Annotated in this window: 15 protein-coding genes; 14 read left to right on the forward strand and 1 reads right to left on the reverse strand. The window is 44.4% G+C overall.

All coding sequences use genetic code 11. The features are described 5' to 3' along the window. Positions 1-174 precede the first annotated feature (174 nt). From AC1DV1_RS09790 to AC1DV1_RS09825, 8 genes are all read left to right on the forward strand, one after another. Positions 175-825, forward strand: coding sequence for a fibrobacter succinogenes major paralogous domain-containing protein (locus AC1DV1_RS09790; protein WP_477358203.1), 651 nt, complete (start codon positions 175-177; stop codon positions 823-825). Between the two features lie 434 nt (positions 826-1,259). Then, complete coding sequence (locus AC1DV1_RS09795) at positions 1,260-2,087, forward strand: hypothetical protein (protein WP_477358206.1); 828 nt, start codon at positions 1,260-1,262, stop codon at positions 2,085-2,087. A 103-nt stretch (positions 2,088-2,190) separates the two neighbouring features. Beyond that, on the forward strand, positions 2,191-3,498 hold the full coding sequence (locus tag AC1DV1_RS09800; RefSeq protein ID WP_477358209.1) for an SWIM zinc finger family protein: 1,308 nt from the start codon (positions 2,191-2,193) through the stop codon (positions 3,496-3,498). Next, positions 3,498-4,979, forward strand: a complete 1,482-nt coding sequence (locus tag AC1DV1_RS09805) for a DUF5691 domain-containing protein (protein ID WP_477358211.1) — start codon at positions 3,498-3,500, stop codon at positions 4,977-4,979. The genes AC1DV1_RS09800 and AC1DV1_RS09805 overlap by 1 nt, the downstream gene beginning before the upstream one ends. Before the next feature lie 11 nt (positions 4,980-4,990). Then, positions 4,991-6,067 carry an ATP-binding protein gene (locus AC1DV1_RS09810; protein WP_477358215.1) on the forward strand — a complete coding sequence of 359 codons (1,077 nt, stop codon included), beginning with the start codon at positions 4,991-4,993 and terminating at the stop codon, positions 6,065-6,067. An 87-nt stretch (positions 6,068-6,154) separates the two neighbouring features. Continuing rightward, complete coding sequence (locus AC1DV1_RS09815; RefSeq protein ID WP_477358218.1) at positions 6,155-8,422, forward strand: DUF5682 family protein; 2,268 nt, start codon at positions 6,155-6,157, stop codon at positions 8,420-8,422. Continuing rightward, positions 8,412-9,554, forward strand: coding sequence for a VWA domain-containing protein (locus AC1DV1_RS09820; RefSeq protein ID WP_477358221.1), 1,143 nt, complete (start codon positions 8,412-8,414; stop codon positions 9,552-9,554). Before AC1DV1_RS09815 ends, AC1DV1_RS09820 begins: the two co-directional genes overlap by 11 nt. Positions 9,555-9,742: 188 nt before the next feature. Then, positions 9,743-10,369, forward strand: a complete 627-nt coding sequence (locus AC1DV1_RS09825; protein WP_477358224.1) for a M15 family metallopeptidase — start codon at positions 9,743-9,745, stop codon at positions 10,367-10,369. A 31-nt stretch (positions 10,370-10,400) separates the two neighbouring features. On the opposite strand, the gene AC1DV1_RS09830 is transcribed toward AC1DV1_RS09825, so the two are convergent. Next, a complete protein-coding gene (locus AC1DV1_RS09830) occupies positions 10,401-12,164 on the reverse strand; it encodes an SMP-30/gluconolactonase/LRE family protein (RefSeq protein ID WP_477358227.1) in 1,764 nt (587 codons plus the stop codon). Positions 12,165-12,664: 500 nt separating this feature from the next. On the opposite strand from AC1DV1_RS09830, the gene AC1DV1_RS09835 reads away from it, so the two are divergent. From AC1DV1_RS09835 to AC1DV1_RS09860, 6 genes are all read left to right on the forward strand, one after another. After that, on the forward strand, positions 12,665-14,290 hold the full coding sequence (locus AC1DV1_RS09835; RefSeq protein WP_477358230.1) for an arylsulfatase: 1,626 nt from the start codon (positions 12,665-12,667) through the stop codon (positions 14,288-14,290). 26 nt (positions 14,291-14,316) lie between these two features. Next, positions 14,317-15,492, forward strand: coding sequence for a formylglycine-generating enzyme family protein (locus AC1DV1_RS09840; RefSeq protein ID WP_477358233.1), 1,176 nt, complete (start codon positions 14,317-14,319; stop codon positions 15,490-15,492). A 455-nt stretch (positions 15,493-15,947) separates the two neighbouring features. Beyond that, a complete protein-coding gene (locus tag AC1DV1_RS09845) occupies positions 15,948-16,934 on the forward strand; it encodes a 3-keto-disaccharide hydrolase (RefSeq protein WP_477358236.1) in 987 nt (328 codons plus the stop codon). A gap of 273 nt (positions 16,935-17,207) precedes the next feature. Further along, complete coding sequence (locus tag AC1DV1_RS09850) at positions 17,208-18,284, forward strand: YncE family protein (protein WP_477358239.1); 1,077 nt, start codon at positions 17,208-17,210, stop codon at positions 18,282-18,284. A gap of 180 nt (positions 18,285-18,464) precedes the next feature. After that, positions 18,465-20,624 (forward strand): DUF5703 domain-containing protein, encoded by a 2,160-nt coding sequence (locus AC1DV1_RS09855; RefSeq protein ID WP_477358241.1) that lies wholly within the window; start codon positions 18,465-18,467, stop codon positions 20,622-20,624. A gap of 226 nt (positions 20,625-20,850) precedes the next feature. Then, entirely contained in the window at positions 20,851-23,400 is a 2,550-nt protein-coding gene (locus tag AC1DV1_RS09860) for a Kelch repeat-containing protein (protein ID WP_477358243.1), read from the forward strand. Positions 23,401-23,474: the final 74 nt, after the last annotated feature.

Raw genomic sequence — 23,474 nt, forward strand, 5'->3', positions numbered from 1 at the left:
CGCGTGCTGAACGTGCTGTCAGATTCTCTAACCTCGGACGACTATGCCTGTAGTCTCCAGATTACAGGATAATAAGGATTATGGATGCATAATTAATAACAGAAGACAGTAAAGCTATCTGATGTTGGATGGTTTCAAATCATAATGTTATCTTTAGCACAATCAAATCTTATCATGAAGTATTGTTTTTTTATATCCGCATTAATGTTGATGGCCGCGCTATCATGTAAAAAGTCGGCTGCGCCGGTTGTTGTTCCACAGCCCAATTATGGCAAGGTGAAAATTGGGCGTAACGATTACAGGACTGTAGTGATAGGAAAGCAAACATGGACAGAACAAAGCTTTCATTACTGGTACGATCCTGTAGATGGCCCGTATGGGAGTAATTCTGATGGTTACTACGTAACACTATCAAATAGACCCGATACTTTGCCAGACGGGTGGCGGGTAGCCACCGTTGCCGATTTTAATAAGCTAACCGCTAATTTTAAATATACGACAGATTTTAGAGGAAACAATGTAGCAGTTGCCGGTGGTGGTATCGAACAAATTTGTGGTAATTTTCAATGGACCACCACAGAGGGTACAAATGCATTATTTTTTAACGGTCAGCCTTCTGGCTACGTTATGAGGCCTCAGACCGCCGATGGCGGTATGCACGACAAAACCAGCGGTTATTATCTTGCCGCTAAATACGTGGGCGACCGCGATTATCATAACGTATTGTTGTACAAGCTGAACCCCAAATATGCAGGCATTGTTAGTGTAAATGATGGTACCGATAGTATAGCAACAGCGCTTATGCGTTTTGTAAAGGATAATTAATGATAGGTTAGGTAACGACGATTTTAGGGAGTCGTCCTTTTGATTTGAAGACAGGTACCTTGTATAAATAATAAAGCCCCTCGTTATCAACGAGAGGCAGTTAATTGTATGTCATAAGTTTTATTTGAGAGATTACTTCTTCTTGTTATTGTTGGCCTGTGATAACACCGACCCTGCCAAGCTCTTGGATGTTGCTGAAGAATGTGAATTTCTTAAAACAGAGGAAGCTTTAGTGGCTTCTTTAGAAGATGATTGTTTTTTGTTCATGATTTATCTATGTAGCTTGTTTTATACCACACTCAAATATACCCAAAACAAACGAGGTTTTCATTGAAAAGCTAATTTTTTTAGCTAAAATTGAAGATGTTTATCAACACTTTTACTTTTGTCAACTATATGCTTCTAAGTCCAACTCCTATCTGTAATTTTAAGAAATGAAACCTTATCTCTTCAATGCCATTCTTGGTTTTTTAGCGCTTATAGTACTTGTACTTCCGTTTACAGGGAAGGTACATGATGGTAGATTTAGATGGTTCAAAGGATTCACAATTAGAGGCTGGATAGTTTTAGCGGCGTTTATAGCAAGCATCACTGTAAACTACTTCAAAGACTTACAAGCAGATAAAGATGACATCGAAAAAAATCKAATAGTTAAGATTGAAAAAAGACAAGATGATTCTATTGCTAGAAAACGAAACGACGAAAGTAACGCTAAAATAGTAACGACATTTACAGACGCACTAGCAAAGCACGGATTAAAATATGATTCGGTCGAAAAAATAATTCAGAAACTTGTAAAAGACTCTTTAAGGAAAGAAACTAAAGTTGTTAGATCGGATGAACCTAATTTGGATATATGCAATATACAACAGGGACCATTTCACAGCGATACTACTGAACTTTTATTGTCGCTATGCGCCACTAAGTCTACGGTCTACAACATCCAATTGAAAGTCTACCAAGCGTACGAGTTAGAAAATAAATTTTTCTYAGTAAACGGAGTTCCTGATTTTTATGCACATAATGGAACTTTAGCTGTTGATAAAAAATTTATTGGGAGCATAAATTTCATAAAATTAGATCACCGTGTTAGATATATGGAATTTTTGTTCATCGGAACTTACACTAATGAAGATAATAAAATTTTCCACCTTAGAACTATATACAACTACGACTTTATAAAGAAGACTTGGGGTATGGAGAATGAGCCTTATTATTCCAATGCTGTGACTTTTTTCCATAAAAAGGGGGTAATATTTTGATTAAACGATATGTTATTTTATTGTTATAAACAATATTTCCTTCGCATATTTTAATTTTCTTCCTATTTTTAAAACCTAAACATTCACAATAAATAACACCGTTTTGCAGCTAACAGAAGACCAGATATACGCCCTTGCGCCCGATGAAGCTTCAAAAAAAGCGGGTCGCGACTTGGCCGGTCCGGCTAAATGGGTAACCAAAGGCATTAATGAGCTGGCGCTTTGGGGCGAATGCCAGGGCAGCGGCAGCAAACCTTACCAAACCCAGGTTGATTTAACTTCCATAGCCTTTAAATGTTCGTGCCCAAGCCGTAAGTTTCCGTGCAAGCATGGTTTGGGGCTGTTGCTTTTATGCGCCCAGCAGCCAGCCTTATTTACCAATGGCGATATGCCTGCCTGGGTGAGCGACTGGATTAGCAAGCGATCTGAAAAAGAAGAAAAAAAGGTTGAGAAAGCCGAAAAGCCCGTTGACGAAAATGCACAGGCCAAACGGCAGCAGGCGCGGGAGCAAAAAGTAAGCGGCGGCATTGCCGAATTACTGGTTTGGATAAAAGACATTGTGCGCGGCGGCATTTTAACCATGCCCGAAAAAGGGGCAAACTTTTGGGAAAACATGGCGCGCCGCATGGTTGATGCCCAGGCAGGCGGTTTAGCCGGGATGGTGCGCGCTTTAGCCACCACCAATTTTTGGAACGAAGGCTGGCAAAGCAGCTTTATGGATAAACTGCTGCAATTGTACCTGGTGGCCGAAAGTTACCAGCACTTGGCCAATATTAATCCCTTATTACAACAAGATATCCGCACGGCCATTGGGTTTACCACCAACCAGGAGGAGTTGAAACAGCAAACGGGCGTTACGGATACCTGGCTGGTGATTGGCAAGGATAGCCGCGATGAACAGCAGCTTACTGTGGAGCAAAACTGGCTTTATGGCATTAAAACCAATCAATACGCGTTAGTGCTGCAGTTTATAGCCAGAGGGCAATTTGGGCAGCTGGCTTTAAGCCCCGGCATGTATTTAGATGCCGAGTTGGCTTATTTCCCTTCGGCGGTGCCTTACCGGGCAATTATTAAAAATTACAATGCGTTAAAGCCGGTTGATTTGGCCGCGATACAAAGTTATAGCGGCTGGCAGCAGGTGGCAGGGCAGGAGTCGGACCTGAACAGCCGTTTGCCTTTCAGGGGCGAGATGCCTTTTGTGGTGGCCGGGCTAAAGCCGGTGCTGTATCAAAAACAATGGTGGTTGCAGGACCAGGAGGGCGGCCTATGCAAAATAGCCCCGGCTTATCAAAATATATGGCAGCTGATGGCCATAAGCGGCGGCGAGGCACTCACCATGACCGTTATTGGTAAAGAGAATGAGTATCGCCCCCTTGGGGTTTGGCATCAAAATAATTATAAAGCTATCTGATGAAGGCCTGGGAACATGTTATAAATGCCGCCATGCTGGGCACCGATAAACCCATGCCGGGCAATGCCGATTTGCCGGACGAGATAGCTATTGTTGCTAACGCGATTGATAGCACCGACACTTTAGATAAAGAAGCAAAATACCTGCAAAAGGCAGCTTTAATATACAATTACAGGCAATGTGGTTTTACCCCATTGCAAAAACAAGACCTGCCGCAAAATATAGCCCAACCGGAAACAAAATCCTATTGCACTGAAACAGCGGCCAGGGTTTTAGATGCCATACTCGACGAAAACAACGATGCCCTACTGGAACTTTGGCTAAACTTGTGCCACAAAGCCGGGCAATTATCTTTGCCGGATGTTTTGCCTGTATTGTTGGAGAAGGCCGAAAAAGATAAATCATTAAGACCGTTAATAACCGGGTGCAGCGGCAACCGCGGCCTTTGGCTAAGCAGGCTGAACCCCGCATGGGATTATTTTAGTGTATTGCCCGATGAAGATATTTGGCAAACCGGCAAACCGGCCGAAAGGGGGGAGGTACTCAGGAAGGTGAGACAAAGCGACCCTCAAAAAGCACTGGAATGGTTACAGCAAACCTGGGAGCAGGAAAACGCGGCAGGCAAAGTGGAGTCGCTAAAAGTTTTGAAAACAAACAGCAGCCCGGCCGATTTACCCTGGCTGGAAACTTTGTTGGCCGAGAAAGGGCAGAAGGTGAAAGAGGAAGCTTTGACTTTGCTGAAGCATATTCCCGGCTCGTCTATCGTAAAACAATACGAGGATTTGCTGGCAAAAGCTGTCACCCTGAAAAAGGAAAAGGCCATGCTGGGGATGATGACCAAAATCTCTATCCGGCAGGAATTACCGGCAACGGTTGATGAAAGCATTTTTAAATCGGGGATAGAAAAACTGGCCGGGCAAAAAAGTTCGGTAAATGATGAAGGCTATATCATTTACCAATTGATGGCTTCCGTACCGCCTTCGTTTTGGGAAAAACAGTTTGATGCCACGCCCGAGCAGGTGGTGGGCTATTTTGAAAAATATGCAGTATCGCAAATTGGTGCTTTGGCTAAGGCCGTTATCAGGTTTAATGCTGATGGCTGGATCCCATATTTTTTTTACAAGGCCGAGATTCATCCCGAATTTGTGAATAAACTACCCGTACAGCAGCGCGATAAATACCTTTTTATGTTTATGGACAATGATGCCCCTAATACCGTACAAATAGCGTTACGTTGCCGGCAGGAGTGGGGAATTGAATTTACAAAAGCAGCGCTTGTACATATGGTTGCCTATCCTTATCAATATAACCGTGGCGATTTTGGCCGGATGATCAGGCTGATTCCGGTGGGCATCCTGGACCACCTGGAAAGGATAGTGCCCAAAGATTTGAACCACCAGGCTCCCTGGGATAAAAACAAAAATTACTTAATTAAATTACTCGGCTTAAAGCAACAAACGCTTCAGGCCTTTAACGCATAAAATAATTTAACATGTCACAGATCTTACGTCAGCATGCAGAGCAATTATTTGCACAGGAACTGGAAGAACTTAAAAAGCAGGATTCGGAGAAGCGCCCGGTAAACTGGGTACTATCGCCGCAGGCCGTGGTTACCTACCTGATGGGCGGTAAACTTAAAAACGGTTTCGAGGTATCGCCAAAATACATCGGCAATCGCCGCTTAATGGAAATTGCGGTAGCAACCTTAACTACCGACCGTGCCCTGTTGCTTTACGGCTTGCCCGGAACCGCCAAAAGCTGGGTAAGCGAGCATTTAGCGGCAGGCGTAAGCGGAGATTCGACCCTAATTATACAGGGAACTGCCGGGACAAGCGAAGAATCTGTACGTTACGGCTGGAATTATGCCCGCCTGATAGCGCAAGGCCCAACAGAAGAAGCACTGGTAGAAACACCCGTAATGCGTGCCATGAAGGACGGTAAAATAGTGCGTTTGGAAGAACTTACCCGCATTGGCGCCGATGTACAGGATACACTGATCACCATCCTGTCCGAAAAAACATTGCCCGTTCCCGAACTGAATATGGAAGTGCAGGCCGTAAAAGGCTTTAACGTAATTGCCACCGCCAATAACCGCGATAAGGGCGTAAACGAATTATCAAGCGCGCTAAAGCGCCGTTTTAATACCGTGATTTTGCCCTTGCCCGATACCATTGAAGAAGAAATTGACATTGTGCGCCGCCGGGTAGAGAGCTTTGAAAAAGTAATGGAGATGCCTGCCGAGCCACCGGCCTTGCAGGAGATCCGCCGGATAGTGACCATTTTCCGTGAATTGCGCAGCGGGGTTACTTTGGACGGTAAAACAAAAATTAAAGTGCCATCGGGCACGCTAAGCACAGCCGAAGCAATTTCGGTAGTGAACAGTGGGTTATCCATGGCCGCCTATTTCGGCGACGGGCAAATCAAGGCCGCCGATTTGGCTGCAAGCATCATCGGTTCGGTAATTAAAGACCCCGTGCAGGACAAACTGGTTTGGCAGGAGTACCTGGAAACCGTTGTAAAGCCACGCAACGATTGGAGCGATATTTACCGCGCCTGCCGGGATTTGTAAAGCCGAAAGCTTAAGGCGGAAGGCTGAAAGCTTTTAGCTGCGTCCTTAATAATTTGATTTGTTTACGATGAGGTTGAAAATTAACCAATGGGAGTAAGTATTTTAGGTATCAGGCACCATGGCCCCGGTTCGGCACGGAATGTGAAGGCGTTCCTGGAATCGGTAAAGCCAGATATTGTGTTGGTTGAAGGTCCGCCGGAAGCCGATGCCATGCTGCAATGGGTGGGGCACGAGGGTTTAAAACCTCCCGTGGCTTTGCTGTGCTTTCAGCCCGACGATTCGCGGCGATCGGTATTTTATCCCTTTGCCAGTTTTTCGCCGGAGTGGCAGGCCATACTTTACGCTAAAAAGAATAATATCCACGTAAGGTTTATGGATTTGCCGGCCGGCAACCAGATGCTGGTAGAAAAAGAGCGTGCCGTTGTAATCCCGGATACAGACCCCGATAAAGATGCGATAAACTCCGATGCGCAGCCTTTCGAAAATCTGTATAAAACCCCGATAAGCTATTTATCGGATGCCGCCGGCTTTGCCGACGATGAAAAATGGTGGGAGCAGATGTTTGAATACCGCTCAAACAACGATGATGTATTTGACGCCGTAGCCGAAGCCATGCAGGCCCTGCGCGAAGGCCTGCCCCAAAAAGATAAAAAACTGGAGCAACTGCGCGAAGCTTATATGCGCCGCACCATCCGCCAGGCCGAAAAGGAGATGTTCCATACCATCGCCGTTATTTGTGGTGCCTGGCATGTTCCCGCGCTGCAAGGTAAATCGTCGCAAAAAGATGATAACGAACTGTTAAAAGGCCTGCCCAAAGTAAAAACTGAATGCACCTGGATTCCCTGGACGTTTAACCGCCTGAGCTTTAACAGCGGCTATGGGGCGGGTATCAACTCGCCCGGATGGTACAACCATGTTTGGCATCATCCTACGGATGACGGCACTTTGTGGATGGCCCATGTTGCCCAATTGTTTCGCAAGCAGCAGATGGATACGTCGGTTGCCCACATCATTGAAGCAGTGCGTTTAGCAGGCTCTTTAGCCTCCTTACGTGGCCTGCCAAAGGTTGGGTTGGAGGAACTGAACGAGGCAACCCTGAGTGTATTATGTAACGGCGAAAGTATTTTGCTGAAACTGGTGCATGAAGAGCTGATTGTTGGCCACCAGATAGGCGAGGTGCCGGTGGATATTCCCAAGCCGCCGCTACAGTTAGATATTGAAAAACTGCAAAAGAAACTCCGGCTCCCGGCCACTGCCGATTACAAAGATTACACCCTGGACCTCCGTAAGGATACCGACCTGGAACGAAGCGTGTTTTTACACCGCCTGTTGTTGTTAGGAATTGATTGGGGCCGCCAGCAATATATCACCGGCAAGGGCACCTTCAAAGAACAATGGCGCCTGCAATGGGATCCCGGTTATTCGGTAGATATTATCGAGCGGGGCAACCTGGGCAACACCGTTGCTGAGGCCGCTGCAGCCAACGTGCTCAACCGCGCCACCGAGGCAAAAGAACTCAATGAAATCAGCGACCTGCTTGAAAAAAGCATCCCTGCTGAATTACCCGGGGCGATTGAGTCGCTGATTACCCGGCTAAACGATTTAGCAGCCGCCTCGGCCGATGTAATCCAGCTAATGGAAGTAGGTCCCGGGCTTATTACGGTGGCCCGTTACGGTAACGTGCGCAAAACGGATGCTACGATGGTATTGACTATCATCAGCAGCATTATCACCCGTATTTGCATCAGCCTGCCCAGCGCCTGTGTTGCCATTGATGAAGACGCCGCCCAAAAACTACTGGAACTATTTTACAAACTGAACGACGGCATTAACCTGTTACAGGACACCGATATCACCGCCCTTTGGCAACAAACCTTGCGGGTGATAGCCGGTAATAAAAATACCTCGCCGGTAATTGGGGGCTACAGTACCCGCCTGTTGAATGACGGTAAATTATTAGAGGGCGAACAGTTGATGCAGTACTTCGGTTATGCCATGTCGTCGGCAACCGCGCCGGATATTGCGGCCGCCTGGCTCGAAGGATTTTTAAAAGGCAGCGGAACTTTGTTGTTACTCGATCTGGATCTTTGGCAGGTGATAGACAACTGGGTGTCAGGTTTGACGGATGAGATTTTTATGCAGGTGCTGCCGCTGCTCCGCCGCACGTTTTCCAACTTTACCAGCCCCGAGCGGAGGAAGCTGGGAGAAAAGGTGAAGTTTGGTGCATCAACGGTGCAACAACGGGTTAATAACGATGCCGGATTGGATACCCAACGGGCATTGAAAGGTATCCCGGTGGTTATGGAATTATTAGGTTTAGCCATCAGCAATAACAACACTCAAAATGGAAACTGAACCACAACATTTACGCAAATGGCGGCTCATTTTGGGCGGCCACCAACAGGAGGGTACCGGCTTTGAACTGGAAGAGGCCGACCTGAAGGTAGACCGTACTTTAGAGGCATTATATGACAGTGATAAGACCGGTGGACTGGGGGCTTCTTCGCCAAACGTAAGCCGCTGGCTGGGCGATATTCGCACATTTTTCCCATCAAGCGTTGTACAAGTAATGCAGCAGGACGCGCTTAAACGCCTGAACCTCACCCAGATGTTGTTTGAAAAGGAGATGCTCGAAAACATCGAACCCGATGTTCACCTGGTAGCAACCCTGATGACACTGAGCCGGGTTATTCCCGATAAAACTAAGGATACCGCCCGCCAGGTAGTACGCAAAGTAGTTGACGAACTTATAAAAAAACTGGCCGAACCTACCCGCCAGGCCATCAGCGGTAGCCTGAGCCGGAGCGTACGTAACACCCGCCCACGGCACAGCGAAATTAACTGGGGTGCAACAATTCTCAAAAACTTAAAACACTATCAACCTGAATATAAGACTATTGTGCCCGAAAATAGGGTGGGGTATGGACGCAAAAGATCGTCGTTAAAAGATGTAATCCTTTGCCTGGATCAAAGCGGATCAATGGGCTCGTCCGTAGTATACTCCGGGATTTTTGGTAGTGTAATGGCTTCTATCCCAGCTATCAAAACCAAAATGGTGGTATTTGATACCGCTGTTGCCGACCTCACCGAAGAGCTGACCGATCCGGTTGAACTATTGTTCGGTGTGCAGTTAGGTGGTGGTACCGATATCAATGCTGCACTAACTTATTGCCAGCAAATAGTTACCAAACCCGCCGATACCGTAATGGTTTTAATAACAGACCTTTACGAAGGCGGTAACGTGAACGAAATGCGCCGGCGAGCTGTGGAAATTGTGGCTTCAGGCGTTCAGTTGGTAGTATTACTGGCTTTGAGCGATGATGGTGCACCATCTTATGACCATCGGAACGCCCAATTCCTGGCCGATTTGGGTGTACCGGTTTTTGCCTGTACACCTGATAAATTCCCCGATTTAATGGCGGCAGCGCTTACTAAGCAGGATGTTGCTTTGTGGGCTGCTAAAGAAGACCTGGTTCTAAAGAAATGATTTGAATGTTGTTCAATAATATCGGCCATTTTTACCAGCTATAAATAGCATTTTATCTTTAGTATTTTTTGCCATAAATAAAATCTTTGTTTACCTTAGATAAAAAGTATAAGGTATTGATTTTTAAAACTTTAAAAAGTATTATTAAGTCAATATTTGCACTGTTATTACTACTTAAACCTTAATTTATGTCAAAGAAACCAAGTGTTACCCCCGATCAGGCTAAGAATATAGCCTGGTACCTTCAACCTGTTGATTTACATACCTTGCTTCCTATTAATGTTGGGTTGCGGTCGGCGCAGGAAGCAACTATGATATCTGTCCTCGGTTCGCCTCAATTACCCCTTACCACGGTTGATCAGCCCGGTAAAGCGAGTCCACTGGTAAAAAAGCTTGCGTCTACCCTAAATATCAGCCCCTTAATTATCGCTAACGGTATTAAGCCCTCTGTCCAAAGCCTTGATGCTATACTTAAAAAAGCCTTTAGTCAAGAACAAGCTGCGGGTCATGATCTTAAAAGTGTACTTAGTTCGGCATATAATATGCTAAATGTTCGTTACCGCAAGCCGCCAAAGGGCCCGCCGTCAACCCAAATCAGTAATCATGCTTGGGGTGCTGCTATTGATTTCAAGATAATTACCCAGGACTTTTTGGGCGATACCCATTCAACCATACCTAAATATATTGAAGTATTACTGCCTCTTTTTAACGAAGAAGGCTGGTATTCGGGAATAAGCTTCCATGATACAATGCACTTCGAAGTTTCCGATGGAACTATCCATCAGTGGTCGGCAGAAGGAAAATTTAAGATTTAAAAAACTTAACGGACACGTCGCAAATATTGGTTCAAATTTTAGGTGTAACCGCCTTAAATGGCTTATCAAACGAATTAGCCCCATTTACACCCACTTTACGGCGGTAAACTTTATCCTGGCAGGTAACATATAATATATCAAAATTGGGGCCGCCAAAGCAAATATTGGCGGGGGTATTTCCGAAGGGGACGGGTATTATCGAAATTACCCGTCCTATCTCGTCCATAACCTGGATACCCATTTTTGTAACGGCATAAATACGGTTGTTACGGTCACATTTTAAACCATCGGCCCAGGCGTTTTCGGCATTATCGGGTACATGCAGCCAGCCAAAACGCTGCTTGGCCGTTAATGAGCCATCAGCTTTAACCTGGTAAGCATATACCCAATGGCTTGCACTCTCGGCAACATATAACTCCGTTTGATCGGGGCTAAGGGCCAGCCCGTTAGGGAATTTGAGCCCTTCATCAACAACCAGTTTTTCGCCATTGGGCCTTATAAGGTAAATTTTGCCCGGCTTTTCGGCACCGTTGGGTGCTGTTACATAAATGTTCCCGTTGTTGGCTACAGTAAGGTCGTTTACATTGATGCCGTCAGCAACCATGGTTTCCTTATTGTTTACATCATATTTTAAAATTTGATTGGTAGCAGTTGCGGTGTTGTAACGTAGTCCGTCGGCACCAAAAGCTGTGCCGCTGGCTTTTTTAGAATCTATTTTTAGTTGGGTTAAGTGCCCCTGCAAATCTACTTTGTAGGTTTTAGCATTGGGGATATCCTGGTAAAATACCTCTCCCGCGGCATTAACGCCGGTTCCTTCGGCAAAACCATAACCTTCGCCAACCAGTTCCCAGTCTTGGCCCGGTATGATGATTGTGTTGGTGAAAGCGTTTTTTGACTGACCTTTTGCAACCGGTTTTGGATAATCTTTCCATAAAAAACGCATGGCTTGCGGAAATATGGCCGTAGCATGGATTCCATTGTGTCCGCCATCGCCCCAGGCGTGCTCAACCTCGTAACCAGCAAACTGCAACGCTCTTTCCATCATCTGGGCAGTTATCCACCAGTCGCCAACGTAGTTATTCAAATCGTTTGTTCCGTCCTGCAAAAATACCCTGATTGGTTTAGGCTCAAATTTGCGAATGAGGGTAGGGAACCGCTCGGCACCACGAAAACCTACATAAGTGCCAATCGAACTAAATACCCGGCTAAACTGGTCTGGCCTTTCCCAGGCTGCGTTAAAGGCGGCTATCGCACCGCTGCTTGATCCGCCTATAGCCCGGTCATTGGCCTTTTTTGAAAGCAGGATGGGTTTTCCGTCTTTGGTTTTTTGCTTCTCAACTTCGGGGAGTAATTCCTGTATTAAAAATTTAATATAATTATCGCCCAAGCCATCATATTCGTAGCTGCGGTTGTTACGATTTAATGCGTTGTCGGCATCTTCGGCTGGTATGCTGCCGGGTTGTATAAACACCGCGATAGTTACTGGCATTTCTTTTTTGTAAATAAGGTTATCAAAAACAACCGGGGCTTTAAACTGGATACCATCCTGGTTTACATACAGGCAGGCCGGTTTTTTGCCGTCATACGCGGCGGGCACATAAATCCAGTATTTACGCGTGGTGCCGGGGAATATCTTTGAACTATCGAATTTAAATTCCATCATATCGCCCTTGGGTACGCCGGTTTGATCCATTGACGCAGGATCAGCGGGGTAATTTTCGGCCGGCGACTGGGCAGCGGCATCCAGCCAGGATATAAAACATACAAAAAGAAACAATACTTTTATTGGTTTCATGGCGGGCTTATTTCAGGTTTATGTAATTGGTTTTCAAATATATAAAATTGATAGTAAAAATGATGTGAGACTGATTGAGGAGATTGTTTAATTCTGGTAAAATATAATTCCTATAGGAATAGTAGTTTATGGAAATAATTTTATATTTGCGACGTAAAAACACCACCATGAATGCTTTTTTAAATCCTGGAATAGGGTTCAATAAATTCTCTCCTGCTACTCCGCGRCAATTCATGTGCGGTTATTGTTGTTGTTGCTAATCCGGCACAACATCCTGTTATTTTTTTGACGCTGATTTTCTTTCGCATGAAGAGGCGTGCAGCCTTCAAAACATTCATTTGAAATGAAATTTACAGGTATTGTTTGATGGGCAGCCTCAAAGGATAATATATCACTTACCAATAATCTGAGTAATGTGCTTAGTAAAAAATAACCAATACCAGGTAGCATAGTCAACAATCTATGATCGGTACCATATGTTTATCAAATCAAACAAATAAATGAAAAAACTCATTCTTGCTTTTATAATATTTTTTGCCATCAGCCTGGGCACCTGGCAGGTACATGCCCAGCAAAAAAAGCCAAATATCATTCTTATTGTTGTTGATGATATGGGGTATGCCGACCTGGGCAGCTATGGCTCTGAAATTCATACGCCCAACCTGGATAAGCTGGCTTCGCAAGGGCTTCGTTTAAAAGAGTTTTATAATAATGCCATCTGCGCGCCAACCCGGGCATCCATATTAACGGGCCAGGATCAGCATAAGGCAGGAATTGGTTATTTTGATCAAAACCTGGGTTTGCCGGCTTACCAGGGCTACCTGAATAAAGAATCGGTGACCTTGGCCGAAGTACTCAAACAAAATGGATATAGTACTTTAATGTCGGGCAAGTGGCACGTGGGCAACGATAGTACCAGCTGGCCAAACCAAAGAGGGTTCGACCATTTCTTCGGTATCATAGGCGGAGCTGCGAATTACTTTAATGCCGGTTACATGCCACTTGCGGGCGCCAAATACCCTGTTATTATTGAAGAAGATAACAAACGCTGGCATAAACCCGACGATAGTTATTATATGACGGACGAGATTGGCGATCATGCCGCCAAATTTTTGGATGAGCAAAGCAAAACCAATAAACCGTTCTTTTTATACCTTACGTTTAATGCACCACACTGGCCGTTGCAGGCTTTGCCTGAGGATATTGCCAAATACAAAGGAAGGTATAACATTGGTTGGGATTCGCTGCGTAAAGAACGTCTTGCCCGCCAGTTAGCCTTAGGATTGCGCGATCCAAACCAGCCGCTTGCTGTACGTGATGCCGAAGTACCCAACTGGGATAATCTCACCTACGATGAGCAGCAGCTGTGGAAAGCCAAAATGGAGGTTTACGCTGCCATGGTTGACCGTATGGATCAAAACGTTGGCAAGGTGCTTGATAAGTTAAAACAGCTTAAAAAGGACGATAATACGCTCATTGTATTTATATCTGATAATGGCGCGCCAGCCGAGGATGTGGCACATGGCAAGGTACACGCGGCCCGTAATATTGGCCCGGTAGGTACATCCGGCTCGTTTGAATCGCAGGGGAAAAATTGGTCGTTTGTATCTAACTCGCCGTTACGCTCATTTAAGGGTGCCCTATATGAAGGTGGTATGAGTTCGCCGCTTATTGCCTGGTTTCCCGGTAAAATAAAAGCAAATACAATTGAAAGAGGCACCGCCCACCTTATTGATCTGGCACCTACATTTTATGATGTGGCAGGGGCTAAATACCCGGTGGTTTATAACGGTACCAAAACCAACCCATTGATTGGTAAAAGTCTTGCCGGTTTGTTTTTCAAGGGCGAGGACCTGAACCGGAACAAACCGCTGTTTTGGGAGTTATGGGGTAATCGCGCTGTACGCGAAGGTAAATGGAAATTGGTATCAGTATTCCCGGTAAATCAATGGGAGTTGTACGATATTGATAACGATCGCGGAGAAACTAATAATCTGGCTGCAAAGAACCCCGAAGTGGTACGTAAGCTTTCATTAGAATACCTGCAGTGGGTAAACGCAAATAATGTAGTTTTGGATTTTAATTTGATAAAACCCAAAGCGATACTGGATATTAAAGCAAATTAAAGGTGTATAAAATAACTGAGCCGGTAATGAAGGAAATAAGAATAAAAACCAGGCAAATTTATAGAGCAGGCTTAGGCCTGATGGTATTGGGAATTGGCTTTTCGGCATCATCGTGCAAACCGAAACCGGCTGCCGCAGCCGTTGTTGTTAAGCCGGCATTACCGGTCAAAAAAGCCATCTGCTGCGAATCGAATATCCCGGCACGTTTTCCGTCGCTGGCCGGTCGCCAGGCCGCTTTGTTAGGAAAAGCTGACGTAAACACCGCTCACCAGGGGATGGTTTTTATTAAGCCGGGTAGTTTTCAAATGGGGGGCGATAATAAACAGGCGTCGCCCGATGAATATCCAAAACACCAGGTTACGGTTGATGGCTTCTGGATAGACGTAACAGAAGTTACCAATGCCCAGTTTAGCAAGTTTGTAAAAGCTACCCGTTACATTACAACGGCCGAAAAAAAGCCAGATTGGAACGAGCTGAAAAAGCAATTGCCTCCCGGAACAGCCAGGCCGGCAGACAGTCTGATGGTAGCTGCATCGCTTGTGTTTAGTGCGCCCAATCACCCCGTGGATCTGAATGACTATAGCCAGTGGTGGGTTTGGAAAACAGGTGCAAATTGGAAACATCCGCACGGCCCTAAAAGCAGTATTGCTGGGAAAGATAACTACCCTGTGGTGCACATTTCCTGGTACGATGCCGTAGCTTATTGCAAATGGGCGGGCAAACGTTTACCTACAGAAGCCGAGTGGGAGTGGGCCGCACGTGGCGGCTTGCCAAATAAGATTTACCCCTGGGGTAACGAGCCGGTTGATGCCGGTAAGGTAAAAGCCAATACATGGCAAGGACACTTCCCCGATAATAATACCGTTAAAGATAAATTTTATGGAATAGCGCCTGTTTCCAGCTTTGCCCCAAATGGTTATGGTTTATACGATATGGCAGGTAATGTTTGGGAGTGGTGCGCCGATTATTATAATAACGGTTACTACAAAACAATTAGCCGGCCCGGGGGCGTTAAAAATCCAACAGGGGCTACAAAAAGCTTTGACCCCGACGAGCCTTATGCCATTAAGAGAGTAATCCGTGGTGGATCATTCCTGTGCAACGATAGTTACTGTTCGGGTTACCGTGTTGCCCGCCGTATGAAAAGTACCGAAGACAGTGGCATGGAGCACCTGGGCTTTCGTTGCGTAGCTGATAAATAAATTTAAGCTGCAGATAGCACCAATAACCTGTCTGCTAAAACAATAACCTGAATGGAATTAGTTTTCATTCAGGTTTTTTCGGTTAACGGAATAAGCTTATGGCGTCGGGAAGATATAAGGATTAAACAAACGACACGTTATTTTTGTTGCGTGATCCTGGTTATCCAAAGTCCCTTTGGTACCAGTATGAAGCAACAACAGGYACAAATATTTGGATGCGCCTAAATTGCGGAATACGTTAATTTGGTGTTAACCATGATAAAATATAAAATATTGATTATCAAACATTTATAAATATTTTTTCTGAAATGTGTTAAGTTATGTTAACCCAATTAAATGCGTTTGCCCCCGGTTTCAATCAAATAATTTAGATAAAGAAAAATAAAAAAACTAACTTTCAAGCATCATCKCAAGCAAGCGAAAATTTTAAACCTATAAAATAGCTAAAGTAAAATATGAAAAACCTTACAATGTTAGGCACTAAGTTAACTGGCCATTTTTTTCAGATGCAAATTATGCTGTTGTTATTAGTTTTTTCGGCGTTTACAGTATCAGCCGTTAATTTAGAGCCGAAGAAAGATCCTGACGTAATTGGCAGATGGGATATCACTATAACCAAAGGAGGTAAAAGTTTACCTTCCTGGCTGGAGGTGCAAAAATCAGGCACCCATACGCTGATTGGCCGTTTTGTTTATGCTTTTGGAAGCGCCCGCCCGATTTCGGAAGTTAAGCCCGAGAACGGTAAATACAGCTTTTCTATTCCTCCGCAATGGGAAGAAGGAACCCGCAATATGGATTTTCAGTTTGAAGTGAGCGGCGATAAATTAAAAGGTACGATGGTTTTTACCGACGGCCTTAGCTATGAATTTACGGGTGCGCGCGCTCCGGTACTCATCAGGGCTAAAAGCCCAGTTTGGGCTGCGCCTGTGAAATTATTTAACGGAAAGGATACAAAGGGCTGGCATACCGACGGAAAAAATCAGTGGATAGCCGAGGGTGGAATTTTAAGAAGCCCGCATTCGGGAGCTAACCTGATCACTGATAAAACTTTTACTGATTTTAAACTCCACATTGAATTTAGGTACCCGCAGGGAAGCAATAGCGGCGTTTACCTGAGGGGCAGGTATGAATTGCAGGTTATCGATACAAAAAGCGGCGACCCTGAACCTATAAATAACCAGTTCAGCTCAATCTATGGTTTCCTGCCGCCAAATAAAATGATGGCGAAGAATCCAGGTGAGTGGCAGTCCTATGATATTACGCTGGTTGGCAGGATGGTAACTATTGTGGCCAACGGAAAAACGGTAATATGCGACCAGGTAATCCCCGGAATAACCGGCGGAGCGATAAATAGCCGGGAAGGCGAACCCGGCCCAATTTTGATACAGGGCGATCACGGGCCGATAGATTACAGGAATATTATTATAACACCTGTCAAATAAGAAATCCAAATAAACGAAAAAGCCTTTCCGCGAAACCAGGAAGGCTTTTTTCGTTTCAATCCCAACTATATTTGTACTATTTGATATCGGCCTTGGTCTATGAAAAGCAACCAACAGTCGGTAGTCTTAGGCCCATCATCGATTCATCAGCCAATAACGCAGAAAGCATAGTTGAGGTTAAGTATATTTGTTTTCTGGCAGATCATTGCTTATGATCGGCTTCGATAAACCACGTATAAACGAACGCTAACTTTTATCTAATCTGTGAATCGTATGAACAATCCTCGGTATAAGCAAAATCTTAAAGTTATAAAGTTTAGCCCGGTCAAATTACTTTCCGTAGGTCTTTTATTCACTGCGTTAATTTTTGCCGCAACAGGATGTGTAGCGCAGGCTACGCCGCCAACTTCACTCCTCGCATTATCAAAAGCCGATCATATCCTGGCTATCATCGATCCGCTTACACTGAAAGTCGTCGCACGTGTTCCTGTTGGTTCAGATCCCCATGAAGTTATTGCATCAGCCGATGGAAAAACAGCTTATGTTTCGATTTACGGAGGTGGCAGTCTACATGAACTAAGTGTGGTTGATCTGGTGGCCCAAAAGCCCTTGCCTACTATTGATACCAGGCCATTCATGGGACCGCACGGCCTGACGGTTGCCGATGGCAAGGTGTGGTTTACCGCAGAGGGGACCAAAGCTGTTGGGCGCTATGACGCTGCAATTGGTAAATTCGATTGGGCTATGGGAACGGGACAGGATAGAACACACATGATTTACGTAACCGGCAACGGGAAACAAGTTTATACCACAAACGTTTCGGCGGGAACCGTAAGCATTTTGATAGATAGCCTGCTGAAACCTGCTCCTTCTCCAATGGGATTCACGCCGCCGGCTCACCAGGACTGGGTACAAACGGTTATTCCGGTGGCTAAAGGCTCTGAAGGATTTGATGTATCTCCCAATGGCCGTGAATTGTGGACTGCCGGTGCTGATGACGGCACCATTTCCATCATCGATATTGCTGCAAAAAAACTAATAGGTAAAATTGATGCGAAAGTTTTGGGGGCCAACCGGCTTAAATTTACACCAGATGGCAAGCGGGTACTGATTACAAGCCTGCGAACCGGTGATTTGTTTGTTTATGATGCAGCATCGCACAAGGAACTGAAACGCATTAATACCGGTCATGGAGCAGCAGGCATCCTGGTAGACGATGACGGATCCCGCGCGTTTATCGGCTGCACCGGCGATAACTATGTTGCGGTAATAAACCTGAAAACGTTGGAAGTAATCGGGCATATAGATATACGTGGCGCAGATGGATTGGCTTGGGCGGTTAGGCCGTAGTGGCTATTACAACGACCTTTTCCAACTGTTTATCACAATCTGAATGTCGGCATCAGAACCTGACCGTGCTGACTTATTTTTGCTGATGAGCAATCTTGAAGAGCCAGGCATTCATTGTTAATGCTTTTTTAATGGTTTATTAAGTTATGTAGCTTTATTTGTATTGACAATTAATGCTCAATGAATAAGAAAGTCTTCATACTAACTAATATACTCCTGATTTTTACAATAGCTACAGGGTTTGCCAAACCGAAATTTCCTGCTGATACGTTGCTTGATAAATATAATGTAAGCTGGGATACACCGGGCCCCGGTTCGGCCCAATCGATGCCTTTAGGAAACGGGGATATTGGCCTGAATCTTTGGGTCGAAAAGAATGGCGATCTTGTTTTCTACATTAGCAAAACCGATGCCTGGGGAGGCGAGTTAGATGCCCAAAAGGATGAGTGGATGAAACAGGGTGGGGTGTTGATGAAGCTGGGCGCTGTTAGGGTATCTGTAAGCCCCAATCCGTTAGCGTTAGGTAATGGTTCGGTTTTCAAACAGGTGCTTAAGCTAAAAACAGGCGAAATAGTAATACAGGAAGGAAAAGACAGCTCGGCCATAACCTTGCGTGTTTGGGTTGACGCTAATAACCCGGTAATAAGGGTGGAGACGCAAAGTGCCGGATTAACAACTGTAAAAGTGAAACTCGAAAACTGGCGGGCAGGTTTAACGGATGCCATCTTAAACAATCAAAAAAGCCGCATTGCGTGGTATCATCATAATGTATCAACTGCTGATACTCATTTGGCCAACCTTACCTTTGGGGCTATTATTAAAGGAAAAGGCCTCGCGAATATTGATAACGTAACGCTACAGTCAGGGAAAAAGGTTAAATCGCAATTGATCTCTATTTATCCCTTAACATCGGTTTCAACCAGTGGCCGTCAGTGGCTATCTGGTCTTGAGGAGAAAATGAGCCGGATTGAAAAATTAAAACTTGAACAGACGCGGCAGGCCCACCAGCAATGGTGGCAGCGGTTTTGGCAACGCAGCCGGGTATTTATCAGCTGTGATGCACAAGCTTACAATGTTACGCAAGGCTATGTTTTACAGCGTTTTGTTACAGCATGCGCGGGCAGAGGAGCCTATCCGATAAAATTCAATGGGTCTATTTTCGTGGTAGACAACCCCGCTAAAAATGAGAATGCCGATTTCCGTGCGTGGGGCGGGCAATATTGGTTCCAAAATACCAGGGCCATGTACTGGCCACGGCTTATGGCCGGCGACTTTGACATGATGCGGCCATTGTTTAAAATGTATGCCAATATTTTGCCTGCTAATACTGCGCAGGTTCAGCAGTATTACCATCACGGAGGTGCATATTTCGCAGAAACCTCGCCTTTTTGGGGTGGCCTGAGTTTTATGGGCCCCGATGTGAAAGCAAATTATACCAATCATTACTTTACGCCTGTATTGGAGTTAAGCATGATGATGCTTGACTACTATGAATACACAGGCGATACTAAATTCGCCAGGGAAACTTTATTGCCCATTGCCACTGCAGGGCTGCAATTTTTTGATCAGCATTTTGGCCGCGATAGCACAGGGAAATTGCTGCTTGATCCCGACAACGCAATAGAAATGTTTTGGAAGGTGCGTAACCCGGCACCTGATATTGCGGGCCTGCATGCTGTACTTAGCCGGATGATAAAATTGCCTGCTGGTATGGTAGATAAAAAAACACTTTTGCAATGGCAAAAACTATATAATGAGCTGCCGCCATTGCCAACATCAAATTATAACGGAAAAACAATACTTCTGCCTTATACAGGCCCCCAAACAGCAAAATCATTCAATAGTGAAAACCCCGAATTATATGCGATATACCCTTTTCGGATCTATGGTTTAGGAAAGCCGGATTTGGAAGTAGCTGTAAATACTTTTAATACACGCAAACAGCGTTCAAAGGGCTGCTGGGTGCAAGACCCTATACAGGCAGCCATGGTAGGCCAGGCCGACGTGGCTAAAGAATATGTGAGTTTTGCCCTTACACGCAAAGATCCGGCCCTTAAGTTTCCGGCATTTTGGGATAAAGCCAATGATTATATGCCCGATGAAGACAACGGGGGCAATGGTGAAAACGGATTGCAGCAAATGTTGATGCAGGTTGATGGTAAAAAAATAATGCTTTTACCTGCCTGGCCGCTTGGTTGGGACGCCGATTTTAAACTCAACGCGCCATATAACACAACTGTAGAAGGAAAGGTTGTAAATGGAAAGCTCAGTAACCTGAAAGTTACTCCTGAAAGCCGCATGGCCGATGTAATTGATATGACGAAACAACAGGCAAAATAAATGTTAAATTAGTATTGCTATTTGTTAAATTTATGCCAGTTATCTGGCTCAAATTTCAATGGCATTATAGCCTTATATAAAGTTATATTCCTTGAATCTGTATGGTTTTTATTGTAATTTAGCCGGTGCATCACATGTAACCTAATAATACTGCATGTTYTATAACCTGAATTATAAACTATACGCCGGGTACATAAGTTTTAATGCTTAATGTGTACTTACCAACATGAGATTTTTTTTATCGGGAACTATAACGGTTATTATATTAAATATCCTATCTGTATTGCCAGTTAATGCGCAATCGTATGGGCTTGGGTTTTATAGCCACGAAGTGGTGCAGGATAAACGTACTACATTAGATTTAAGCCTGAGTAATGTTTCGCCAAAAGAAAGCCTCGAAATTTCATTCGACTTGTCTTTCATGCCCAATCATGAAATATATTTTGGTTATATATTAAGGATAGTTGACGATAATAAACAAAACATCGATTTAGTTTACGATAACCAGGCTAACACCCGGCATTTTAAGATCATCATTGGTGACCGGCTTTCAAAAATCTCCTTTAATATTGACGATAAACGGCTTTTTGAGCGTTGGAACAAATTGCGCTTACTGATTGACTATAAGAATGATAAGATAACCATATTCTCCGGGCGGGAATCATTTTCGGAGTCGGGCGTTCACTTGCAGCAAAGTAGAAATTACAAACTACTTTTTGGCGCCAATGCTTACCGCCAATACCAAACAACCGATCTTCCCCCGTTAAAATTAAGGGATGTTAACGTAACTCAAAGCGGTACGCTATTGGCTAACTGGCCGCTTAACGAATGGGAGGGTTGTGTGGCCAATGAAAGCGTAAGCCAAAATAACGGAACAATAACAAACCCCTTATGGATAAAAGCCCGCCATCGTAATTGGCAAATGGAGAGGGAATTTACAGTGCCGGGTGATGCCAGTGTTGCGTTTGACGCAGACAATGAGGCTGTTAACATAATTTCACAGGATTCATTAGTCACGTTTTCGGTGAATAAAACACCGCAGTTAAAAAGTGTGGCTTATCGTTCGGGCAGGCAATTGCTGGTGCCAGGGGATCAGGCACTGTTTGGCAACGATAAATTATATTATCTGTATATCGATCAGATGGCCGTTGCTACCTACGATTTTAAAACCGGGCGGTGGAACAAGGGCTTCAAAAGCCTTGCAACCAATAATGGGCACCTGAATAAGTTTTACAATAAAACGGATAGTTGCATATATACCATTGGCGGCTATGGCCAGCTGATTTATAAGGATAGTGTGAAATGTTATAACGTAGTTACCAATAGCTGGCAAAAAGTAACAGTGAAAGGCGACACTTTTACCCCCCGCTACCTGGCGGGCCTGGGCGTCAATAAAACCGGCGATACTGCTTACGTAATAGGCGGGTACGGCAGCGCTTCGGGGCAGCAGATAGTGAATCCGCGTAATTTGTATGATATGATGCGGTTTTCGGTTAAGGATAAATCCTTTAAAAAACTGTTTACTATCGATGTTAAAGATGAAGATTTTGTGTTTGCAAACTCTTTGGTCATCAACGAAAAAAGCCGGTCGTACTATGGGCTCATTTTTCCCCAGCATAAATTTAATTCAAGTATTCAGCTTATCCAGGGATCGTTGGATAAGGCAAGCTATCATTTGGTAGGTGATACCATCCCTTTTCTTTTTCATGATATTCACTCCTATGCCGATTTGGGCTATTTTCCGCACAGCGGCAAGTTTTTGGCTGTAACGCTCTTCAGAGAAAACGATCGGACAAGAATCAAGATATATTCTCTGTTAAGTCCGCCAGAGCCGTTGGCAGATAAAGTGGTTGAGATTAGCCATGTCAATTATTTCTTATGGATAGGAGGCATATGCGCAGCTGGCTTAGGTTTAACGTTGGCTACTGTCATTGTCCGTCGGCGTAAAAAAGTAATTATCCCGATACCGTCTAAGGTAGTTAACGATTTACCTGTAATTGCTCACCACACTGAACCGGAATTCGTAGAAGAAGATGATCACACGCGAACCAGCAACAGTAATGCCATATTTTTATTTGGCGATCTTCAGCTTTTTACTCCTGATGGGAACGAGATAACCAAGTATTTTACCCCTTTATTAAAAGAGTTGTTCCTGGTTATATTACTGTACTCCGTAAAACTGGATAGGGGGGTAAGCTCCGAAAAGTTGAACGAAATACTTTGGTTTGATAAATCAGAAAAAAGCGCACGTAATAATCGCTCTGTAAATATTGCCAAACTTAAATCGCTGCTGGATAAAATGGGGCATTGCCATTTATCAAAAGATACCGGTTATTGGAAGATAGAGATTGATTACACCAATATATTGGTTGATTATCACAATTACCTGAATATTGTATGCAACAAAACCAGGCTGAATAAGCAAAGAATAATCCAGCTTACCCATATCACCCAAAGAGGTAATTTTTTATCGAACATTGAATATGAGTGGCTTGATGCTTTTAAATCAGAAGTGTCTAACGAAATCATCGACTCCTACATTCAATTTGCAAACAGCGTCCAAATTGCCGACGACCCCGAGTTTTTAATAAAACTGGCCAATGATATTTTCTACTTCGACCCTGTAAACGAGGAAGCTATGATATTGAAATGTAAAGCTCTTGCACATATTGGTAAACATTCGCTGGCAAAAAATACTTTCGAGAGTTTTAATAAAGAGTATAAAACAATTTATGGCGAAGCTTTTGACCGTGATTTTAATTCAATTCTTGAATAAATCTGTTACAAAAGCTATTTTTCCTGCTGATTAATCAATTATTAATAGTTCATTAAGCATTATGGGCAATTTTG

The sequence above is a fragment of the Mucilaginibacter sp. P4_D1 genome (assembly GCF_056401935.1).